Source organism: Flavobacterium magnesitis (genome assembly GCF_041729735.1).
Lineage (GTDB): Bacteria > Bacteroidota > Bacteroidia > Flavobacteriales > Flavobacteriaceae > Flavobacterium > Flavobacterium magnesitis.
On the sequence record NZ_JBCFQK010000003.1, the window covers coordinates 137250 to 156841 of the forward strand.

Annotated in this window: 20 protein-coding genes; 6 read left to right on the forward strand and 14 right to left on the reverse strand. The window is 32.5% G+C overall.

Annotated elements, in window-relative coordinates; translation table 11 throughout:
• Positions 1-98: 98 nt before the first annotated feature.
• The 5 genes from AAGV33_RS03520 to AAGV33_RS03540 form a co-directional block, all read right to left on the reverse strand.
• The gene (locus AAGV33_RS03520) at positions 99-398 is read right to left on the reverse strand and encodes a nucleotidyltransferase family protein (RefSeq protein WP_373390565.1); all 300 of its coding nucleotides are present in this window, start codon (positions 396-398) and stop codon (positions 99-101) included.
• A gap of 159 nt (positions 399-557) precedes the next feature.
• Positions 558-1523 carry a hypothetical protein gene (locus tag AAGV33_RS03525; protein WP_373390566.1) on the reverse strand — a complete coding sequence of 322 codons (966 nt, stop codon included), beginning with the start codon at positions 1521-1523 and terminating at the stop codon, positions 558-560.
• Positions 1524-1733: 210 nt separating this feature from the next.
• Entirely contained in the window at positions 1734-2963 is a 1230-nt protein-coding gene (locus AAGV33_RS03530) for an ATP-binding cassette domain-containing protein (RefSeq protein WP_373390567.1), read from the reverse strand.
• Positions 2964-3242: 279 nt separating this feature from the next.
• On the reverse strand, positions 3243-4013 hold the full coding sequence (locus tag AAGV33_RS03535; protein WP_373390568.1) for a patatin-like phospholipase family protein: 771 nt from the start codon (positions 4011-4013) through the stop codon (positions 3243-3245).
• 39 nt (positions 4014-4052) lie between these two features.
• On the reverse strand, positions 4053-4490 hold the full coding sequence (locus tag AAGV33_RS03540; RefSeq protein WP_373390569.1) for an acyl-CoA thioesterase: 438 nt from the start codon (positions 4488-4490) through the stop codon (positions 4053-4055).
• A 392-nt stretch (positions 4491-4882) separates the two neighbouring features.
• Between AAGV33_RS03540 and AAGV33_RS03545 the strand changes: the two genes are divergently transcribed.
• Entirely contained in the window at positions 4883-5725 is an 843-nt protein-coding gene (locus AAGV33_RS03545; protein ID WP_373390570.1) for a transglutaminase-like domain-containing protein, read from the forward strand.
• 24 nt (positions 5726-5749) lie between these two features.
• On the opposite strand, the gene AAGV33_RS03550 is transcribed toward AAGV33_RS03545, so the two are convergent.
• From AAGV33_RS03550 to AAGV33_RS03565, 4 genes are all read right to left on the reverse strand, one after another.
• A complete protein-coding gene (locus AAGV33_RS03550; protein WP_373390571.1) occupies positions 5750-7033 on the reverse strand; it encodes a serine hydrolase domain-containing protein in 1284 nt (427 codons plus the stop codon).
• A 146-nt stretch (positions 7034-7179) separates the two neighbouring features.
• On the reverse strand, positions 7180-7488 hold the full coding sequence (locus tag AAGV33_RS03555) for a type II toxin-antitoxin system RelE/ParE family toxin (protein ID WP_373390572.1): 309 nt from the start codon (positions 7486-7488) through the stop codon (positions 7180-7182).
• The gene (locus tag AAGV33_RS03560; protein ID WP_373390573.1) at positions 7470-7712 is read right to left on the reverse strand and encodes a hypothetical protein; all 243 of its coding nucleotides are present in this window, start codon (positions 7710-7712) and stop codon (positions 7470-7472) included. Before AAGV33_RS03560 ends, AAGV33_RS03555 begins: the two co-directional genes overlap by 19 nt.
• A gap of 154 nt (positions 7713-7866) precedes the next feature.
• A complete protein-coding gene (locus AAGV33_RS03565) occupies positions 7867-8256 on the reverse strand; it encodes a DUF1398 domain-containing protein (protein ID WP_373390574.1) in 390 nt (129 codons plus the stop codon).
• Positions 8257-8532: 276 nt separating this feature from the next.
• Here AAGV33_RS03565 and dnaK point away from each other — a divergent pair, with 276 nt between their 5' ends.
• Entirely contained in the window at positions 8533-10410 is a 1878-nt protein-coding gene (dnaK, locus tag AAGV33_RS03570) for a molecular chaperone DnaK (protein WP_373390575.1), read from the forward strand.
• Between the two features lie 93 nt (positions 10411-10503).
• Here the strand turns inward: dnaK and AAGV33_RS03575 are convergent, their stop codons facing one another.
• The 4 genes from AAGV33_RS03575 to AAGV33_RS03590 all read right to left on the reverse strand — a co-directional run bounded on the left by AAGV33_RS03575 (position 10504) and on the right by AAGV33_RS03590 (position 15002).
• A complete protein-coding gene (locus AAGV33_RS03575) occupies positions 10504-10902 on the reverse strand; it encodes a DoxX family protein (RefSeq protein WP_373390576.1) in 399 nt (132 codons plus the stop codon).
• A gap of 96 nt (positions 10903-10998) precedes the next feature.
• Positions 10999-13527, reverse strand: coding sequence for a TonB-dependent receptor (locus tag AAGV33_RS03580; protein WP_373390577.1), 2529 nt, complete (start codon positions 13525-13527; stop codon positions 10999-11001).
• Positions 13514-14428: a FecR family protein gene (locus tag AAGV33_RS03585; RefSeq protein ID WP_373390578.1), complete on the reverse strand. Its 915-nt coding sequence runs from the start codon at positions 14426-14428 to the stop codon at positions 13514-13516. Before AAGV33_RS03585 ends, AAGV33_RS03580 begins: the two co-directional genes overlap by 14 nt.
• A gap of 58 nt (positions 14429-14486) precedes the next feature.
• A complete protein-coding gene (locus AAGV33_RS03590; protein WP_373390579.1) occupies positions 14487-15002 on the reverse strand; it encodes an RNA polymerase sigma factor in 516 nt (171 codons plus the stop codon).
• A gap of 238 nt (positions 15003-15240) precedes the next feature.
• Between AAGV33_RS03590 and AAGV33_RS03595 the strand changes: the two genes are divergently transcribed.
• Both AAGV33_RS03595 and AAGV33_RS03600 read left to right on the forward strand, forming a co-directional pair.
• Positions 15241-16284: a hypothetical protein gene (locus AAGV33_RS03595; protein WP_373390580.1), complete on the forward strand. Its 1044-nt coding sequence runs from the start codon at positions 15241-15243 to the stop codon at positions 16282-16284.
• A gap of 77 nt (positions 16285-16361) precedes the next feature.
• Positions 16362-17117, forward strand: coding sequence for a membrane metalloprotease (locus tag AAGV33_RS03600; protein ID WP_373390581.1), 756 nt, complete (start codon positions 16362-16364; stop codon positions 17115-17117).
• Between the two features lie 57 nt (positions 17118-17174).
• On the opposite strand, the gene AAGV33_RS03605 is transcribed toward AAGV33_RS03600, so the two are convergent.
• Positions 17175-18050, reverse strand: coding sequence for a lysophospholipid acyltransferase family protein (locus AAGV33_RS03605; RefSeq protein ID WP_373390582.1), 876 nt, complete (start codon positions 18048-18050; stop codon positions 17175-17177).
• Positions 18051-18165: 115 nt separating this feature from the next.
• Between AAGV33_RS03605 and AAGV33_RS03610 the strand changes: the two genes are divergently transcribed.
• The gene (locus AAGV33_RS03610; protein ID WP_373390583.1) at positions 18166-18804 is read left to right on the forward strand and encodes a rhomboid family intramembrane serine protease; all 639 of its coding nucleotides are present in this window, start codon (positions 18166-18168) and stop codon (positions 18802-18804) included.
• A gap of 46 nt (positions 18805-18850) precedes the next feature.
• On the forward strand, positions 18851-19540 hold the full coding sequence (locus tag AAGV33_RS03615; RefSeq protein WP_373390584.1) for an SIMPL domain-containing protein: 690 nt from the start codon (positions 18851-18853) through the stop codon (positions 19538-19540).
• The last annotated feature ends 52 nt before the right edge of the window (positions 19541-19592 follow it).

A 19592-nucleotide genomic window follows, 5' to 3' on the forward strand; every position in this document is an offset into this window, starting at 1 on the left:
TTTGTCTGTATTAAAAAAAGTCTTTTTCGTTAGATTGGAAAAAACCGTCAATTTCTTCAATTGACATTTTGACATCAAATAACCATTTTAAAATTCGTTCATCCATAAACTAATTCTTTTGATTTATTAATCGAATTTATAAGAATTGGATTTTTTAAAGTCTGTTCTTCTAGTAAATCCACTTCACGACCAAATAAAGATTCTAATTTTTCTTTTAAGCTAAGATAGTTTTGAAAATATTCTGAAAGCTCAATAGTTTTAAACTTTACCAGAAAATCAATATCGCTTTTATCATTGAATTTTGAGGTTAATGCAGAACCAAAAAGATACATTTTGTCAACATTATAAATATTGCAAAGTTTTTTTAAAGATTCTTTATTTTGGTCGATTATCATCATAGAGACAAAGTTAGGAAAAAAAGTTATTGGTTATGTGAATCGTTCTAAATACAAAACCAACTTTACATTAAGCCTGATGGATGTAAAGCGGTTTCGTTCAACAGGAGTTTCGTTGTTGGTGCTACGCACCCAACGAAACTCTAGCTGTTAGCGGTAGTTTTAATTAGCGTTCCAATTTGAATTTTCACAATTTTCACAAGTTTCACAAGCTTCATCTTTCGCCATTTCTACACCACAATAAGCACAATTTTTATTTTTATGAACTTTTTTGTCGCTTATTCCTAGTTTATCAAGAATTGAAGAATCTTGTATTTCTAATTTACAATATTGGCATTTCAATTTTTTTACTTCGAAACCTATTATTTCCTCTTCTAATTTTAACTGATCAAATTCAATAATTGGTTTCAAATATATTACTGCTGTACTTTCACATGCTGGACAGTCAATACTTTCTTTATTTTCAGTCTTTAATATTTCTTTTGTAATTGAATCTTTTTCTACGACAAACCCAGATCTACCTTTTAAAATTTGCCATGTTGCGAGATGTGTTTCGAATAATAATGACATTTTTTTATTTAAATCAGTTTGTAATGAGCCTGAAATTCTAGATAATTTTATACGGCTACCATCAAAAAAATGTGATTGTTTAATATCTAATTCATCTGAAAAAGATTTAAGCATTGTATAGAAATCACGTTGTAAAACCTCTTTTATTTTGTTTTTTTCTAATAAATTCAATTCACAATGTGCGATAATATCTCTTGCTCTAGAAATTGCAAAAAGAATATTTTTATGGCTTGCCACAGTGTTTGATATATGTTGTGCCTTAAGCAAACTATTGTTAAACGAAATTACATCTGGATTAGGTTTAGTAGCTAATTCTTTGGATGCCATTGCTTCTGAAATGATTTTATGTGAATACAATGTTTTTAAAGAATGTTTGAAATCTGGCTCAATTAAAATATATGTTGGATTGATGTCATAGAGAATACCTTTTAATAGTCTTTCACAACCTAATGCCAAATTAAAAGACAATTGTATTACTTCATTGTCAGACATTTCTAATTGTATTCTTCTGGAGACTTCTTTAAAAAAAATCCCACTATCAAGTAAATAATTATTCATTTTCTAATAGTTAATTTGTGAGCAAAATATAGTTTTATGTTCGTGGTTCTCGAAAATTACCACCAACTGTTATATACCCGCTACAAAGTAGTGACAATCTACCTATTTTAGGGTTTATACTCGCTACTGGGTTATGTATTTCTAACAAATATAGAGGTAAATATTTATAAATAATTAAAAGATTGATATTGAAATTGACATTGAACGGCGTTATTTTATGACTCCTATAGAACCTTCACTGGCTGGAATTAATTCGAAAATAGAATTGGGTGCTAAATTGGGTTCAATGCGGTGCGAAACATAAACAATAGTCATATTGGATTCTTGTTTTAGTAAATTGATGAGTTGGGTAACCATAGCTACATTTTCATCGTCAAGACCTTCAACAGGTTCGTCTAAAATAACCAATGGCGGATGTTTTAAAACCGAACGCACAATCATGGCAAGACGTTGTTGACCAACAGAAAGTCGTTTGAACATTTTGTTTTTCAGCTGTTTCATCCCGATTAAGTCTAACCATTGATCGGCAATGTTTTTCTGTAAAGTTGTTGGCAAATCATACAATCCAATCGAGTCAAAAAAACCAGACAAAATCATTTGTTCCAGTGTGTGATTTCGTTGAAACAAACTCGTCATATTGGTAGCAAAATAACCGATGTTTTTTTTGATGTCCCAAACACTTTCACCGCTTCCTTTTTTGTGACCAAAAAGATGTAAATCCTGTCCGTAACCTTTCGGGCTGTCTCCATTTATCAGTGACAAAAGCGTACTTTTTCCGGAACCATTGGGGCCAATAAGTTGCCAAAATTCGCCTTGTTGAATCGTCCAGTTGATGTTGTGAACCACAGGACGACCTTCGTAGCTTACGTTTACATCATTCATCTGAACGAGAATTTTTTGGTTGTATTCGATCGCATGTGCTGGCTGCGGAATTCCGGATTGTGTTATTATTTTAGTTTCGTGAGCTTCGGTAGTTATTTCTTCCAGTACAAAAGCATCCGAATTAATTTGTCTGTTATTCGAAATAAAAGGCAATACATCGGCAGCACGATTAATCAACTGAATAATCTTGATTTTTGAAGCCATTTCTTCCAATGATTTTGATAATTCCACTCTGGAAGCCTGGTCTAAGTGATCCATTGGATTATCAAAAATGATGTAATCAGGATTTTGGTTGATGCAATATTGAAGGAATTTCTTTTTGCGTTGTCCCGAAGAAAAAGTGCTCAATTTTCGGTTAGAATCTACCGCAGTCAATTCGAGGTATTGGAATTCTTTTTGGATAAAATGATCAATGGCTAAATCGGAATAAAGAATTCCTTTTAGACTATTAAAAGGCGCTAATTCGGCAGTGGCATTTCCAGAAAGAATGGTTTCTATAAACTCTTTTTTATTGATTTGATTGGATAATAAAATATTCCAATGAGTGGCAGTATTCATGAAAAAGGATCTGTTTTTATTGACCGTAAAGATAAGAAAAGAAGTTGGGAGATGGAAGTTAGAAGACAGAAAGCAGAAAATCGAATAAAGAGAAAAGAAAATAGAATAAAGAATGCAGATTAAAAAAATGAGACATAAGTAATGCCAATAAGTTTTTGTTTTATAAAAATTTCACCTTAGACTTATATGAACTAATTGATAAAGCCGCAAGCAAGACAAAGGATAAAACAAAAACTTATATGACTTATGTGGTTAAAAAAAAATAGCATTATTAATTATTTACAAATGAATGTTAAGCGCTTTGATTTCGTCTTCAAAAGTAAGCGCATGTTGATAACTGTATTCGAAAATTTCATCGGCATTTTTAAGGTTGTAAAGACTAAATTGACTCATATTAGGTGGTTCAAAATACAAGTTGCAACTGTGCGTTTTTTGTTCGACTGAACTTTTCATAGCCAAATGAAAACAGCGATCCAAAATGTTATTCATTCCTACTTTATCCACTTCTTTTTTGATTGAGTTAACATAACTGCCAATGATGATATCGCATTGTCCCATTAAAGGTTCTATAGGGAAATTGTTCATCACGCCACCATCAACATATAAAGTATTGTTGTAATTTACGGGCTGAAATAGTAAAGGCAGGCAAGAGGAAGCCATAATAGCCTGAGATAAATTTCCTGACGAAAAATAAACCAATTCGCCTTTAAGAATATCCGTTGCAGCGATATATAATGGGATTTTTAAATCGTCGAAAGAGTTGGTTGGGAAACATTCGGTATAAATATCATGAAAACCTTTCATTGCAAACAAGCCTTGTCTTTTGATTAAAAGATTGGAAAAACTAAAGATCTGTCCTTTTTTTAGAATCGTTAAAATTTCATTTGCCGAATAACCCGCAGCATAAAACGCAGCCGCAATAGCACCAGCACTTGTTCCCGAAACATGCGAGGCTTTGATACCAAATTCCTCTAAGGCTTTTAGCATTCCTAAATGTCCAATGCCTCGAGCACCTCCACCGGATAATACAATTCCTATTTTAGTTTTCATAGTTTTTTTGCTATTGAAATTCAAATACAATTCTTGTTTTTAGGATTCGATAAAATCTTCGGATTTTGGAATGCTAGCCAAAGCTTGAAAGGCAATTTCAGGAACTGGATTGACTAATTTACGCAATTTAGTGTCCATCCAGGCACCATCTACAGTTAAAGCGGCACAAAGTTGGTCTTCTTCGTTTCTAAATTCATGAGTAATGGACCAGCGGGAAGCATCGGCTCTCATTTTAGCTACTTTGGTATGGATAAAAATCGAATCATTCAATTTTACTTCTTTTCTAAAAATACATTCTTCTCTAAAAAGTACGGGACCAAAATGCTGTGTTTGAAATGCTTTCATGGTCAAGCCCAGACTGTCTAAAATTTCTACACGATGTTGTGCAGCACAATCATAATACACACTATGACGAAGATGAAAATTAGGATCTAAATCGGCCCAACGAAAAGATAATTGTTTGCTAAAAGAGCTCATGCTGTTTGCTTTTTATAATTGTAAGTTCTCGTAAATTTAAAAAAAAATAAGCCAAAAAGAAAGAAATAGATTCTTTATAGTTTTGGATAAATTTACTGTTAAAAAGGTTATCAAGATTTATTTGTTTCATTTTGAATTTACGTTTTTATTGAAAGTGAAAAATTAAGAGTTATCATTTTTCTTTTTTGCTTGATCAAAAAAGAAACAAAAAAATCAAGTCTTACACTTCCTCGTCGGTCAAATTAGTTTTCGAATGCTAAAAGAAAAGAACTCGCTAACGCTCAAACAGCTTTTCTTTTTACGCATTCTTCAAACATTTGACACTCGACTGCGGAAGTTAAGGACAGTTAAGTTTCTTAAGTAATCTAACTGATAATTAATATCTTTACAAAATGAGATCCAAAGTAAGCAGTTTTTTATCCTACGAAGTTTTTTCTACAACAACCTTTATTTTTAATATTCAGGTTGCTAACTCGGCAACGCAACTAATTATTTCAGAATCGCTTACTATTATTCCTGAAATTAAATACGAAGAATTTGTATTGCAAAATTCAGCAACTCGTTTTATTAAAATGGAGGTCGAAAAAGGAACTAATTTCTCGATTAGTTATGAAGCTGAAGTTGATGTTTTACATGAGTTAATTACAGATGAAAAGCTTTTAGGATCTATTCCAATTATTGATTTGGACAACGAAGTTTTGCCTTTTATTTCGCCAAGCAGGTATTGTGAATCGGATAAATTATTGGATTTTGCTAATCAGCAATTTGGACATTTACCGAATGAATTCGCAAAAGTCAAAGCAATTAATGAATGGGTTTATAATTCGATAGCTTACAAAGCAGGAACTAGTGATTCTAGTCGCTCTGCTTATGATGTTCTCAATTTAAAAGAAGGTGTTTGTAAAGATTTTGCTCATCTTGCCATTGCTTTGTGCCGCGCTTTAGATATTCCAGCGCGTTATTTTACAGGTTATGCTTATGCACTTGATCCGCCAGATTTTCATGCTTGTTTTGAAGCGTATGTAGGAGGGAAGTGGCTCTTTTTTGATCCAACTCAATTAAGTATTCCTAATGCATTGGTGAAAATTGCTAATGCAAAAGATGCCAGCGAAGTAGCTGTGGCTAGTTTTTTTGGAGAAGTGAATTGTACTTTTATGAAAATTGAATGTCATCCTGTTTCAGCTGATTTTACTCCTTTCGATAAAAAAGAAAATGAAGCCGTTTCTTATGGTTGAAACGGCTTCATTTTCTCGAATGTATTAATCATCAATGGCTTGTTCTGCTAAAATTTGGAATTTCCATCCTGTATTGTCACTCGTTTTTTGAGTCTGTTTTAAGATAATTCCAATCAATTCTTCTTTTGGATCAGCAAAATATTGGGTATTGAAATAACCGCCCCAATTGAATGTTCCTGCGCTACCTTGCCCGCCTAAATCTTCGCCTTTTTGGTTTAAAACTCTAAAACCTAAACCATGTCCAGCATCGCTATTGCTCCAAATATCTCCAATTTGGTTTGTCAACATAAATTGGACTGTAGTTCTGCTTAACAAACGAATACCGTTTAATTCTCCTTTGTTCAAAAACATTTGCAAAAAAGTAGCATAGTCTTTTGCCGTGCTTGAAAGTCCTGCTCCACCTGAGAAAAAGCTTTTAGCTCCTGATTTTGGATAATTAGTATCGTAGAACGTATTTGGAAACGGAATCCATTTTCCATTTTCTTTGGTTTGAACGCTTACTAATCGGTTGTATTTTGATTCAGGCAAATAGAAATACGTATCATTCATTTCTAATGGTTCAAAAATGCGTGTTCTGTAAAATTCATCCATCGGTATGCCCGACATAATTTCGATAAAATACCCAATAACGTCTAATCCTTCACTATAAGTGAATTTTTCTCCAGGATTGTGGTGCAAAGGCAGTTTTGCTAGTTTTTTGACACTTTCGGCAATGGTGATTTTGTTGGTCGTAAATAAATCGGTTACGCCAGCGTCCTGATATATTTTTTTGAAACGAGGATCACTATCAATTTGGCCGTAGCCAATTCCGGAAGTATGCGTAATTAAATCACGAATGGTAATTTCTCTTTTGGCTGCTTTCGTTGTGTATTTTCCATCGGGATAAACTGAATCTAAAACTTGTGCATTTTTAAATTCAGGGATGTATTTTGAAATGGGATCGTCTAGTTTGAATTTTCCTTCTTCCCAAAGCATCATTACCGCTGTAGTAGTTATGGCTTTGGTTTGCGATGCAATTCTGAAAATAGCATCTGTTTTTAAGGTTTTTGAAGTAGCATTATCTGCCATTCCAAAAGCTTTTAAATAAACAATCTTTCCTTTACGAGCTACTAAGGCTATAGCTCCCGGGATTTCCGAATCGGCAACGGCTTTGTTTAGCATGTTGTCAATGCGTGCCAGTCGTTCGCTAGACATTCCTACACTGCTTGGAGTTGCTTCTGAAAGTTTTGGTGAGTTTTTTACGGAATGGGTTTGAGCAAAAGTGCTGCAATTCCATATCGTAAAAAGGGTAATAAAGATTTTTTTCATGGTTGGTTTTTTGTTTTTAATGACATAGCTGTGGATTATTTATCTATGCAGAATTGCCTTTTTATGGTTTGTTGTAAATTTTTGGATAAACAAAGAGTTCTATGTCTAACAAAAAATCTAATTTTCCAAAACTGCAGGATAGTGTTTTATTTTTTGAGTAGTTTCAATAATTTTTTTGGATCTTGACGATTGTCCCAAAAAGCAGTAATTATGATTTGATTATCATCATTTTTATAATAAATACTGAAATTTCCCATTGCAGCTTCTCTAGTATCTAAGTGATTTGTAGGTTTGCCAACATCTGGATTTTGTGAAATCAGTTTAATACGCTCGTTGATCAAGTCAATGAGCTTTTCTGCATACTTAGTTGATTTGTTGCGGATTGTCCAATATTTTAAAATTTCACGTCGCTGCTTTATCGCAGTCTCTGTCCAAACTACAGACTTTTTAGCCATTCTAAATCCATTTTGTCTAACTCTTCTTGCGATACAATTCGATTATTTTTAATGTCTTCTTCACTCATATTTAGCATTAAAATTTGAGCTTCTGAAAGCTGTATTGTTTCTTCGTTAATGTTACTTGTACTAACTAACTTATAAAGAGCTAATAAATAATCTTTGTTAGATATTGTAAGTAACTTATCTATGATGCTATTTCTAATATTGTCGGCTCCAGTCATAATTTTAATTATTTACACAAAGGTTGTGAATTTATAGTAGATTTCCAATAATTACACACAACTAATTGGTAGTTTTTATGTTGTATGGTATTGATAATCAGTGTGAATTTATTGGATTTCTTTTATCTGTTTCAGTTATTTAAAATTAATTGTATTATTCTGGGATTTTCTCAATCAGAATTGGGTTTTCGGTACTATCATAATAAGTACAAGTCATTTCGATAATGTCCACACGCCATTTGGCAATTCCGCATTGAGCAGCATGGTTGCAAAAAGTCATATAATCGGTTTGACCGTCTTGATGCATTACTAAAAACTCGATGAATCGTTCTTTGTTAGCAGAAGCAGCAATGTTAAGGCTATCGTAGGTTTTATTTTCGGATGCTCTAAAATTATTTTCACCAAAATATTCTACATGACCGTCATTAACAAAGGCATCGTAGCCCAGAACGCCCAGCTCAATTAAATCTTTAATGTAATTTGGAAAATCAGCACCCGATTTTACTTTTTCGTGCGCTGCTTTGATTTGATCTATGGTAAACATATTTTAAATTTTTAGGTTTTCAAATATAGTTTAAAATCAAATTATATTAATACTGATTCTATTTTAGTTGGAATTATTATAGATTAACGTGACAGCCCTAATTTCCCGTTTCCGTAAATCTGTCAGTCAGTTTGAAATGTCATATTGTCAGCTAATATTACGACAGTTTTAAGATTTTATGACAAATTATATAAGGCTTTAATATTGGCACAAAGATTGACTTAAGCACCTTGAGTTATTAAATCGAGTATATAATAAAAATTAAATATATTAAAAATGGGTAAAATAATCGGAATTGATTTAGGTACGACGAACTCTTGTGTTTCTGTAATGGAAGGTAGCGAAGCAGTTGTTATTCCTAATGCAGAAGGAAAAAGAACAACGCCATCTATCATCGCTTTTGTAGAAGGTGGAGAAATTAAAGTAGGGGATCCTGCAAAAAGACAAGCGGTAACTAATCCAACTAAGACTATTGCTTCTATCAAACGTTTTATGGGACATTCATTTGCTGAAACTACTGAAGAAGCAAAAAGAGTTCCTTACAGTGTTGTAAAAGGTGACAACAATACTCCACGTGTGGATATTGACGGTCGTTTATACACTGCTCAAGAATTGTCAGCAATGACTCTTCAAAAAATGAAAAAAACTGCTGAAGACTATTTAGGTCAAACAGTTACTGAAGCAGTTATTACTGTTCCTGCTTACTTTAATGATGCACAACGTCAAGCTACTAAAGAAGCTGGTGAAATTGCAGGTCTTAAAGTGATGCGTATCATCAATGAGCCTACTGCTGCAGCATTAGCTTATGGTTTAGATAAAAAAGGAACAGATCAAAAAATTGCTGTTTACGATTTAGGTGGAGGTACTTTTGATATCTCTGTTCTTGAATTAGGAGACGGAGTTTTTGAAGTATTGTCTACTGATGGTGATACTCACCTTGGAGGAGATGATTTTGACCACGTAATTATTGACTGGTTAGCTGACGAATTTAAAGCTGAAGAAGGAATTGACTTGCGTTTAGACCCAATGTCATTACAACGTATCAAAGAAGCTGCTGAAAAAGCTAAAATTGAATTGTCTTCTTCTGCTGAAACTGAAATCAACTTGCCATACGTTACGGCTACGGCTTCAGGACCAAAACACTTAGTTAAAAAATTATCTCGTTCTCAATTTGAGAAATTAACTGACTCATTAGTAAAACGTTCTATGGAACCAGTTGCTAAAGCGTTGAAAAATGCTGGTTTATCAGTTTCTGATATCGACGAAGTAATCTTGGTAGGAGGTTCTACTCGTATCCCAAGAATCGTTGAAGAAGTGGAGAAATTCTTTGGTAAAAAAGCGTCTAAAGGAGTTAACCCTGATGAAGTTGTAGCTATTGGAGCTGCTATTCAAGGTGGTGTACTTTCTGGAGATGTAAAAGATGTATTGTTACTTGACGTTACTCCATTATCTTTAGGTATCGAAACTATGGGTGGTGTAATGACTGTTCTTATCGAAGCCAACACTACTATTCCAACTAAAAAATCTCAAGTATTCTCTACTGCTGCTGATTCTCAACCAACTGTTGAATTGCACGTATTGCAAGGAGCTAGAGCAATGGCTGCTGATAACAAAACTATTGGTCGTTTCCACTTAGATGGTATTCCACCAGCACCAAGAGGAGTTCCTCAAATTGAGGTTTCTTTTGATATTGATGCTAATGGTATCATTAAAGTAACTGCAACTGATAAAGGAACTGGAAAATCTCACGATATCCGTATCGAAGCTTCTTCTGGTTTAACAACTGACGAAATCGAACAAATGAAAAAAGATGCAGAAGCTAATGCTGATGCTGATAAAGCTGCAAAAGAAAGAGCTGAAAAATTAAACGAAGCTGATAGTACTATTTTCCAAACTGAAAGTCAATTGAAAGAATTGGGAGATAAAATTTCAGACGAGAATAAAACAGCTATCGAATTTGCTTTAACTGAACTTAGAATGGCACACCAATCTCAAGATATTGCTGCTATCCAAAAAGGTTTAGATAATGTAAATGCTGCTTGGAAAACTGCTACTGAAGCTATGTACGCTCAAGGAGAGCAAGGCCAAGCTGCTGCTGAACCACAAGCTGAAGGTGATAACGTTCAGGACGTAGATTACGAAGAAGTAAAATAATTTTATAACTAAGCAATTAGTATTAAAATCAAAAACCGAGTCAGAAATGACTCGGTTTTTTTGTTTTATTACTACAATAGTTTGTTTTCTATTTTAGTCCCATTGATTGGTAGAAGAAATTGCCATTTTTCCACCACCAGTAAAAAATAATGTAAGTCCACCAGAGATGTATAATCCTAATAATTCTAACTCCCAACCTCCATTTTGGTTGATTAAAAATAGTTGGGCAGAATGTGCTAAGAACATTGCAAAAAAGGCTCCAAAAACAAATACTGCTGCCGATAATCTGGTTCGGAATCCAGCTATAATTAATAATGGTGCTACAATTTCAGTGATGTAAACTCCGTAAGAAAGAAATGATGGTAATCCTTTCTCGGTCAACATTCCTCCAATAAAAGAGGTGTTTCCAATTTTAGCAATTCCGTGTAATAACATTAAGCCGCCTACAGCAATACGAAGGATGAGTAATCCTAAATCAGTGTTTTTATTCATAATTTCGATTTTAAATAGTTTAAGCTAAAATACTGTTATTTTCTAATTGAGAGGATATTTCAATTGATTTTATGTGTTTTGAACTGGAGATTATCATCAAAAATGAATCCTAAAACTTACATTAGGAGTAAAAGCTAACGATCGATTATTGACTTCGATTGCTTTTTCGGTATCATCCGGATCTACTTTATAATACCGATTGATATAGTTTTTTTCATTTGTTAAGTTGATTATACCAGCTCGAAATGTAGCTTTAACCGCCGAATTGAAATTAAAATTATAACTCAATGAAGTATCCAAACGAAGGAAATCATCAAGGTTATGACTATTTGGTGTGTCATAATTTACAAAGATGTTGTTGCCACTTTGCACCGTTTCATCTCCTTCAACGGCTTTTGTATATGGTTGTCCGCTGTGCCAAATTCCTCCAACCGAAATTTTTAAATTATTTAGAATATTGTAATTGAATCCTAGCGTAACCGAATGACGAATATCAATATTGTTAGGAAAAGTTGAAGGAGTAAAACTTTCGAAATAGTAATTATTATTACTCAAAGTATAACTCAACCATGTACTGAATTTTTGTGTTGTTTTATTTATTAAAAATTCAATCCCTTTATTAGTATAGCTTCCATGTGCATTTTTAGATTGAAAATTATTATAAAAACCTTGATTAGAAGCGGTAATTCCGTCAACAATTTTGTAAAAGCCGCTAAGTTCAATATTTAAATTATTCTTATTAAATTCCAAACCCACAGATGCTTGTTTGCTTTTTGCAATAGGAATGTCTTTATTGTTTACTAATTGCCAACGTCTTTTTTCTACTCCTAAAAAATCATCTTCAAAATCGATAATTTGTGTACTGGTTTGATTTTTAAATTCTCCTTCTAATTTTATTGCTAATGGATTAAAAATTTGCTGCCTGAAATTGATTCTTGGTTCAAAAAGCAGTTTGTCAAATTTTTCAAAATAATTCAAACGCATTCCTAATCTTACATAAGTATTGTTATGGTTGTATTCCGTTTCAGCGTATAAAGCATGGTTTAATAACACATCTTTTTTAGTACTGGAATAAAATGGCGCACTTACCCGAGTTTGGTTAAGCATCCCCGTTTCGTTAATTTGATAACCAGCTAAAAGTCTAAATTTTTCATTAAAGGTATAATTCAAATTCAGCTTTATTGCTGTTTCTATTACTTCGTTTGCTTCTGTTAAAAGTTGGTCGGTTGCAACGCGATAATCGCTAGCATCAATATTATATTTTGAAAAATAAGAGCTAAGTTGGGTACTGAATTTACTGTTCCATTGTGCTTTCCAATTTCCACCGTAACCGATGTTTTTTTGCGAAAGCGCACTGGTTTTAGATTGGGTTTGGTCACTATTGTTTTCAGAATAATTCAATTCATTTGTAATCCCGATGATATTAGCTCTAAATTGATGTTTATCATTCAAATCATATAGGATTTTAGCGGTATAATCATAAAAATAGAAATCAGAATTGGCGTTTTTATCCAAATTGTTGGCGTTGATTTCGCTATCTTGAAAACTCTTTTTATAGTAGGTGTTATAAGTAGGCGTGTTGATGAAATCGGTTATCGAATGTCGAGCCGAAAGATCCAGTTCTAAATTTTTTGCTAATGGAATTTCAACAAAAGCATCTCCACTTATAAGATTGATACCAGCTCCACCCGAAACCGTATTTTTAATTTCGTTATTGGTACTCATATTAATCATACTAGAAACTCCATCGCTGTATTCAGCGCTAGTTCCGTTTTTAGTAACAACAATTTTGTTCGTTAAATTAGGATTGTAAGCTGAAATTAAACCAAAAAAATGTCCCGAATGATACATTTTGATGTTATCCCAAAGCATTAAGTTTTGGTCATTTGTTCCTCCGCGAATATTGATATTAGCGATACTTTCGTTAGTGCTTTCCACACCAGGAAGTGTTTGTATGGATTGTAAGATATCAGGTTCTGTTAAACCAGGAAGGATTCCGAATTTTTTAGTATTTAAAATGGTGCTTCCATCTATAGATTTTTGTAATCCCGAGGTTAGAAACACTGGAATTAAGACTTGGTTTAATTCTACTTTTGTAGGTTTTAAAAAGATGTTTGGACAATTTTTATCAGTAGAAAAAAGGTCTTCTGCTTTGAATTCCTGAGTTTCATAACCCAAATAAGAAATCATAACTGTTGCATCAATGGAAATGTTTTCCAGATTGAATGTTCCATTGGTTGAAGCGACACTGGAATTAGAACTATTATTAATTCGAATGGAAGCTCCAGGAAGTGTTGTTTTTAGATTTTCGTCGAAAATGATTCCGCAAATGGAAACCGTTTTGTTTAAAACCGAAATGGTAATATAACGACCGTCTAAGGCTTTGAAATTTAACGGAACTTTTGCGTTTAAATAATCTATTGTTTGTTGAAGATTTAAGGTGCTTGAAGGTTTTTCGATGCTTATATTTGAAATATCTTCTACGGCATAAGAAAATTTGATATCAAACTGTTTTTCAATAGTTTTAATAATAGTTGTTAGCGGAATTTTGTTAACGTTTTTTTGTGCGCTACCAATATTCCCAACTAATAGAAGTAAACAAAATATCCATTTATTGAACTGCATATTTGTAAAATATAACGGTTTTTCCTTTTATGCTGTAACTTAACTGCAACGGAATAGTGATGGCTTCTAGTGCTATTTTTTGATTGGTATGGGTAAAACTTCCAGTGAACAACTTTGATGTGTCAATGTCCTGAGTTTCTATTTTAAGATCATATTGACGCTCTAATTCGGCAATTACCTGATTTAAAGGAACACGGGTAAAACTGGATTCTTTTTGCAACCAAGAGGGTGCTTCAGTATCAAAATCATCTGTTTTTTCAATTTGCTTGTTAATTACTTTAAAGGTTTTTCCAGGAGGTAATTTTACGGTTTTGTCATTGTAGGTTACACTTACTAATCCTTCGTAACAACTTACTTCATAATAATTGTGGCGTTGTTTGACATCAAAATGAGTTCCAAGAACTTTTACCACACCATCAGCGGTTATTACGCTAAAAGTTTTTCCTTTTTGTACCTGAAAATAAGCTTCTCCTTCTAGTGTTAAATCTCTTTTTTTGTCCCAATTTTTTTCATTGAAAGAGATTTTAGACGAAGCATTCAATACTACTTCCGAATTATCGGGTAGATGGAACGTTTTTGTTTGTGCAATTCCTGTTTCAAAAGTTTGTGTTATATTGGACAATAAAAAATATGCCGAAGTTAATACTACCGCAAAAACAGCTGCAACTTTAAAGAAATTCTTAATGTACAATGGTCGTACCTTAGGTGTTTTTTTAGTCAGTTTTCTGCTTTTTAAATTAGCTAATGCTTCTTGTGCATTTATTTTTGGAGTGGCGATATGAGCAGTATAATGAGCAATTTTTTCAAGAGTCTCAAAATCTTCTGATTGTTTTAAATCTTCGATTTCTTTGCTTGAAAGCTCACCATTAAGCCATTTTAATATTTCTTTTTCCTTTTTCATTGATTCTCGCTATAGTGATAAGACAACTTAAGTATTTTTTACCCTACTATTCAATTAATTAAATATTTTCGATTTGCTCTTTTAGGATTTTTAAAGCTCCTGACATTCTTTTTTCAACTGCTTTTTGACTGATGCCTAATTCATCAGCAATTTCTCTGTATTTTTTTCCGTCAATTCGATTCATCAAAAAAACTTCTCTTTGTGCTTCACTCAAAGAAGCAATAGCATTTTGTAGTTTTATTTTAAATTCTTCTTCTTCTAAAAGGTATTCGGGACTTTGATTCGTTCTGTCCAGATTAGGTGTTTCTTTGGCGAAAGCCAGTACTACTTTTTGATGTTTTATAGTATTGAGAAATAAATTATTTACGGTGGTAAATAAATAGGTTTTTACTTTTGTGAAGTCAATTTGAGAACAGTTTTCCCAAATTTTAGCAAAGGCTTCTTGAACTAAATCTAAGGCAGCATCAGCATCACCTGATTTATAATAGGCAAAATTAGTAGCCGACTGAACATTTTTTATGTAAAATTCACTAAAATAAGATTCTTCGCAAAGACTATTTTTTTTCTCAGGCATTCTTGTTGTAGGATTGGTTTTTGGTTATTGTAAAATTAGATTATTTTTTTGAAATCCATAGTGTTTGAAAAAAATGTGTTTTTTCAGGTTTTAAATTATTTGTAAATCAATTAGTTATAAATTTTTTATTTTTTTTAATGTTTTGATGTAGGGAAAAATACTATTGTGTTGTCTTACTAACAGAAATGCGAATAAATCGTCATTATAAACTATTAATAAAATATTAAATTTGTAAATTATGAAAACATTAAAATTGATTACCGGAATTGCATTGATGGGGATTTTTAGTTTAACATCATGCCAAAGTGAAGTGGATGAAGTTCAAGGAGACAATCCAAATACGAATACATCTAATTCAACAACTGCCAATAATTTGAAACAAGTTTCAATGTATGACGGATCATCAGATGATTTTATAGATGGTTCTTCTTGCTCTTCTATTGTATTTCCTTTTGTTGCTAAGGTAAATGGAATACAAATTAATTTTATAAGCCAATTGAATTATGAACAAGCAATTACTATTCTTGGAGCATTAAATAACGATACGGATTCAGTTGTACTTCAATTTCCATTAAAAATTAAAATGAGTGATTATACTGAGGTTACTGTAAATAGTCAATCAGAATACAATGCGATTGTTAATGATTGTAATCAAGCAGAAAACGCTGGAAAAGCAGCAATTTCTTCGTTAAATATTAATTATCCAATTACGATATTAACTTTTGATGCGAGTTTACAACAAACAGGAAGTGTTGTTATTACAACAGAAAAACAGTTGTTTACGTATGTGAGTAATATGAACAGTTCAGAATATTTTTCAATAAAATACCCAATAACCGTTACACTTACTGGTGAATCTGCTCAACAAGTGAATAGTGATGCAGAATTAAAAGCGAGTGTTAATGCTGCTATAGATATCGAAGCTAAAATAGATGAAGCTATTGAAAATAAGAAAAAACTTGAAACTATTTTAGTGAATGGTACTTTCAAAGTAAACTCTTATATCAATGCAGGTGTAGATTCAGCTAATAATTATCTAAATACAACTATTGATTTTGCTAATGATTGGAAAGTAAAATCAATGAGCACATTAACTACTATTGCAACTGGAACTTATTCAGTAACTTCAGATGTAGATGTATTTTTACAATTTGGTTTTACAGGAAGTACTAATTTCAGTTTGTTTAACAACACTTGGAAAGTAACTAGTTTTACTGCTTCAACCATTACTTTGCAAAGCAAAACCAATAGTGCTGTAACCTTGGTATTAAAACAAATTTAATGGATTAGCGTTAGTTTTTACAATTAATTTGTTTTTAATTTATATCATTAAAAAAGTAGTTTTTTAAAACTCAGAAAATGAAGAAAATAATTGCTGTAATTACCTTAGCCTTTTTAGTGTCAATTTCCTGTTCGAAAGACAGTACAGAAAATGATTCTAATGGTGTTGTAAAAGCGAATAATAAAAAGGCATTAGGTACTTCGGCACATGATTTATTATCAGAAGACAAGTTTGACACGTTGTTAATTGAGTTGGTTTATGTAGAAGGATTTGAACCTTCGGCAGCAGCAATTACTAACTTAGTTTCATTTTTAAATAATAGACTTTATAAATCAGGAGGAATTCTTGTCGAAAAAAGAGCTATTCCCTCTCCTGGTAACGAGAGTTATACTATTGCGCAAATTATTGCTATAGAAGAAGCTAATCGAACTCATTACAATGAAGACGGTCAAATTGCAGTTTGGGCATTTTTTGCTGACGCAAAATCTTCTACAGATACTAATACGGCTGTAGTTTTAGGAACTGCTTATAGAAATACATCTTTTGTAATTTATGAAAATACAGTTCAAAAACTAAGCAATAGTCCGTTTAAACCTAGTAGAACAATATTAGAAACTACAGTAATCAATCATGAGTTTGGTCATATTTTAGGGTTGACTAATATTGGAACTCCTTTACAATCAGACCATGAAGATGCTGAGCATAAAAGACATTGTAATGTAACGAGTTGTTTGATGTATTGGGAATCAGAATCAGGTAATGTACTTGGTGGAGTTGTTCCGCAACTAGACGCTCAATGTATTGCTGATCTTAGAGCTAATGGAGGGAAATAATTAGTTATTGTGAATAAATTTAAAAAAGGGTAGTCGAAAATTTCAACTACCCTTTTTTTATGCGTTTTGGTGGTGTTTCCATCTTTTATGCGTCCAGAAATAATATTCAGGAGCTTCATAGATTTGTTTTTCTACTTCTTTAATATAGCGATGAATAATTTCGTAATTCGGAAGGGATTTTGCATCATCAGTTATTGGAACTATAGTAGCTTCATAATATCCTCTTTTCACCTTTTTTATTTTGGCAAAAACAACATTGAGATTGTATTTTTTAGATAATAATTCAGGTCCAATGTGAACGGGAGTTTGTATTCCCATAAAGCTTTCCCAGTGAGCAATTTGAGCTGTTTTTGGCGATTGATCACTTACCAATCCATATACACACAAAATTCCTTTTCGATTATTATCAGCCATTAACGGAATGGTTTTTTCGGTAGAAACTAATACAGTATTGTATTTTGAACGGATGTCCTTGATGAGTTTGTCAAAATAGCGGTTGGCTATTTTTTTATAGACAGCAACCCCTTGGTAAGACATTTTTAAATTGAGTGCCACTAACCATTCCCAATTTGCGTAATGTGAAGCTAAGAGCATAATACTTTTGCCCTTTTCTTCGTATTCTTTCATTAATTCTAAGTTGGTAATTTTAAAACGTTTGTCCATTTCTTTATGAGAAAAAGTCATGGTTTTTGTCATTTCCATAAATTGATCGCAAAAATGCTGATAGAATTTCTTTTCTATAATCAAACGTTCTTTGTCGCTAAGGTGAGGCAATGTAATTTTTAGATTGTTTCTTACGGTTTCTTTACGATAGCGGATAATATAGTAAACAATAAAATAGACAATATCAGAAATCCAATAAAATATTCGAAAAGGTAAAATCGATATAAACCAAAGGAAGGGATAAGCGATAATAAAAGCTAAAAATTGCATGCAGTATTTTTTAGGCAAATATAAGCCAAAAATGAATAACCATAATAAAGTGTGCTTACTTACTGATTGCTTCTGGCGGAATTGTTATCTTTACTCTTCACAATAAAAACTGTTTATGAGTACTTTTTTGATAGCCTTAATAATTGCCAATGTACTTTTTAGTTATAAAGGATTTAATGATTATTCTTTTTTTAGAAAATACGAATTTCATATAGGAAGCATTCGTTCGGGAGAGCAAATAAGAATGCTGACATCGGGATTTCTTCATGCCGATATGGGACATTTGCTCTTTAATATGATTACCCTTTATTTTTTTGCTCCGGTTGTTAGTGGTTATTTAGGAAACCTATTGTTTATAGTAATCTATTTTGCTAGTTTGCTTTTTGGAAGTTTACTAACGCTGGTTTTGCATAAAAACGATTATAATTATCGAGCAGTTGGTGCTTCGGGGGCTGTTACAGGAATTTTATATTCAGCAATATTGTTACGACCAGATATGATGTTAGGCATCTTTTTTATTATTCCAATGCCAGCTTATGTATTTGGAATTTTATACTTGTTATATTCTATTTACGGAATGAGAGCCAAGAATGATAATATAGGACATACGGCACATTTTGGTGGAGCAATAGGAGGTTATTTAATTACGTTATTAGTTTATCCAAATTTAATTTTCTTACATCCCTTGATGGTCAGTTTGTTAACAATTCCAATCCTTCTTCTTTTCATTTTAATAAAGATGAAGAAGATTTAATGGCACAACTTTTGAATATTTAGTATAAAATTTAAAAATTATAAAAATGAAAAGAGTAATAGTATTTATGTCAGTAATGTTTATGACTTTGTCTTATGGACAAGAAATCAAACAAGTTCCACAAGTAACCGTTTCAGGTGAAGGAAAAGTAAAAGTAATTCCGGACGAAGCCACAATTTCGGCTACAGTGGAAACAAAAGGAAACAACGCTAAAGAAGTAAAGCAAAAAAATGATCAACAAATAGATGCCGTTTTAAAGTTGATTAAAAAAATGAATTTGGCTCCAGCCGATTACAGAACACAACGCGTGAGTTTAAATCCACAATACGATTACGAAAAAAAGAAAACCTCTTACAATGCTACACAAACAATAGAAATTATTGTTAGAGATTTAAATAAGTATGACGAATTAATGGAAGGATTAGTGAATCAAGGAATCAACCGAATTGATAATGTCGTTTTTCAATCGTCTAAGTTAGCGCAACACGAATCAGAAGCTCGAAAATTAGCAATGAAACAAGCTAAACTCAAAGCCGAAGATTATGTTTCTGTTTTAGGACAAAAAGTGGGTAAAGCAATGGCAATATCTGATAATTCTCAAACCTACTATCCGCAACCCGTATATGCTACCATGAGAAAAATGGAAATGAGTGATAGTGCCGCTCCAAGAGAAACTCTAGCAGCAGGAGAAATTACCATTACTGCTAATGTAACAGTGAATTTTATTCTAGAATAAATAATCATTTTATATCCTACAAAACACGGAAACCGATTCAAATTTGAATCGG

What these genes read in the sequence shown, in the direction of transcription:
- dnaK (WP_373390575.1), top strand. Translation starts at nt 8,533, where the DNA reads ATGGGTAAAATAATCGGAATTGATTTAGGTACGACGAACTCTTGTGTT.
- AAGV33_RS03525 (WP_373390566.1), bottom strand. Translation starts at nt 1,523, where the DNA reads ATGAATAATTATTTACTTGATAGTGGGATTTTTTTTAAAGAAGTCTCC.
- AAGV33_RS03535 (WP_373390568.1), bottom strand. Translation starts at nt 4,013, where the DNA reads ATGAAAACTAAAATAGGAATTGTATTATCCGGTGGAGGTGCTCGAGGC.
- AAGV33_RS03530 (WP_373390567.1), bottom strand. Translation starts at nt 2,963, where the DNA reads ATGAATACTGCCACTCATTGGAATATTTTATTATCCAATCAAATCAAT.
- AAGV33_RS03560 (WP_373390573.1), bottom strand. Translation starts at nt 7,712, where the DNA reads ATGACTGGAGCCGACAATATTAGAAATAGCATCATAGATAAGTTACTT.
- AAGV33_RS03550 (WP_373390571.1), bottom strand. Translation starts at nt 7,033, where the DNA reads ATGAAAAAAATCTTTATTACCCTTTTTACGATATGGAATTGCAGCACT.
- AAGV33_RS03585 (WP_373390578.1), bottom strand. Translation starts at nt 14,428, where the DNA reads ATGAAAAAGGAAAAAGAAATATTAAAATGGCTTAATGGTGAGCTTTCA.
- AAGV33_RS03555 (WP_373390572.1), bottom strand. Translation starts at nt 7,488, where the DNA reads ATGGCTAAAAAGTCTGTAGTTTGGACAGAGACTGCGATAAAGCAGCGA.
- AAGV33_RS03575 (WP_373390576.1), bottom strand. Translation starts at nt 10,902, where the DNA reads ATGAATAAAAACACTGATTTAGGATTACTCATCCTTCGTATTGCTGTA.
- AAGV33_RS03540 (WP_373390569.1), bottom strand. Translation starts at nt 4,490, where the DNA reads ATGAGCTCTTTTAGCAAACAATTATCTTTTCGTTGGGCCGATTTAGAT.
- AAGV33_RS03610 (WP_373390583.1), top strand. Translation starts at nt 18,166, where the DNA reads ATGAGTACTTTTTTGATAGCCTTAATAATTGCCAATGTACTTTTTAGT.
- AAGV33_RS03545 (WP_373390570.1), top strand. Translation starts at nt 4,883, where the DNA reads ATGAGATCCAAAGTAAGCAGTTTTTTATCCTACGAAGTTTTTTCTACA.
- AAGV33_RS03605 (WP_373390582.1), bottom strand. Translation starts at nt 18,050, where the DNA reads ATGCAATTTTTAGCTTTTATTATCGCTTATCCCTTCCTTTGGTTTATA.
- AAGV33_RS03600 (WP_373390581.1), top strand. Translation starts at nt 16,362, where the DNA reads ATGAAGAAAATAATTGCTGTAATTACCTTAGCCTTTTTAGTGTCAATT.
- AAGV33_RS03590 (WP_373390579.1), bottom strand. Translation starts at nt 15,002, where the DNA reads ATGCCTGAGAAAAAAAATAGTCTTTGCGAAGAATCTTATTTTAGTGAA.
- AAGV33_RS03520 (WP_373390565.1), bottom strand. Translation starts at nt 398, where the DNA reads ATGATGATAATCGACCAAAATAAAGAATCTTTAAAAAAACTTTGCAAT.
- AAGV33_RS03580 (WP_373390577.1), bottom strand. Translation starts at nt 13,527, where the DNA reads ATGCAGTTCAATAAATGGATATTTTGTTTACTTCTATTAGTTGGGAAT.
- AAGV33_RS03565 (WP_373390574.1), bottom strand. Translation starts at nt 8,256, where the DNA reads ATGTTTACCATAGATCAAATCAAAGCAGCGCACGAAAAAGTAAAATCG.
- AAGV33_RS03615 (WP_373390584.1), top strand. Translation starts at nt 18,851, where the DNA reads ATGAAAAGAGTAATAGTATTTATGTCAGTAATGTTTATGACTTTGTCT.
- AAGV33_RS03595 (WP_373390580.1), top strand. Translation starts at nt 15,241, where the DNA reads ATGAAAACATTAAAATTGATTACCGGAATTGCATTGATGGGGATTTTT.